General features: G+C 51.9%; 1 protein-coding gene. It reads left to right on the forward strand.

Annotated elements, in window-relative coordinates; all coding sequences use genetic code 11:
• Positions 1-279 precede the first annotated feature (279 nt).
• On the forward strand, positions 280-1038 hold the full coding sequence (locus BUB35_RS18395; protein WP_072854084.1) for a phage replisome organizer N-terminal domain-containing protein: 759 nt from the start codon (positions 280-282) through the stop codon (positions 1036-1038).
• Positions 1039-1074: the final 36 nt, after the last annotated feature.

Here is a 1074-nt window from a genome sequence, read left to right on the forward strand (position 1 = left end):
GGAGCCGGAAACGGTGTGCGGTCTGCGGCGCGGCATTTGTCCCCAAATCCAACCGGGGAAAATACTGCCCCGACTGCGCCGGACGCATGAAGAAAATCAAAGCCGCCGAGAGAAAGCGGAAACAAAGGCAGAGATGTCACGCTTTAGAGCCTTTCAAACCCGCATAAATCAAGGCTTTTTTCGTGGGTGTCAAAGGGTGTGCGATACATTTATCCTTTTCCCCCGGAAACAGCGTTCTAAATGCGTACAAACGCCCCAAATCCACCCAAAGGAGGAACCATGTCAGACAACCGAAAATACTACTACCTCAAGCTGAAAGAGAATTACTTTGACGAGGACGCTATCGTGCTGCTGGAAAGTATGCAGGACGGTATCCTCTATTCCAACATTCTCTTGAAACTGTACCTGAAATCGCTGAAAAACGGCGGGAAGTTGCAGCTTGATGAAAATATCCCCTACACCGCACAGATGATTGCCACCATTACCCGTCAGCAGGTCGGCACCGTAGAGCGAGCCTTGCAGATTTTTATGAAGCTGGGGCTTGTGGAGCCGTTACAGAACGGCGCGCTGTATATGAGCAACATTGAACTGCTTATCGGCCAATCCTCTACCGAGGGGGAGCGGAAACGGCGGGCAAGGCTGGCTTTGCAGGAGCAGAAAGCCTTGCCAAAGGCCGGGGCGGACAAATGTCCACCATATCAAGCGGACATTTGTCCACCAGAGATAGAGATAGAGAAAGAGATAGAGATAGAAAAAGAGAGAGAGCGAGAGTTAGATACGGGACAACCCGCCCGCGCCGCCTATGGCCGGTATGAAAATGTCTTTCTTTCGCAATCAGAACTGGACGGGCTGAAAGCAGACCTGCCCGACAAGTGGAACTACTACATTGACCGGCTATCCTGCCATATCGCGTCCAGCGGCAAGCGATACCGCAGCCATGCCGCCACAATCTACAAATGGGCGCAGGAGGACGCAGCCAGGAAAGCCCCGAAAAAGGGCATACCAGACTACTCATGCAAGGAGGGCGAGAGTTTATGAAGAACGAAATCAACGCTGTTTTGGAGAATATGACGA

Origin of the sequence: Anaerotignum lactatifermentans DSM 14214 (assembly GCF_900142265.1) — a bacterium.
Taxonomy (GTDB): domain Bacteria; phylum Bacillota; class Clostridia; order Lachnospirales; family Anaerotignaceae; genus Anaerotignum; species Anaerotignum lactatifermentans.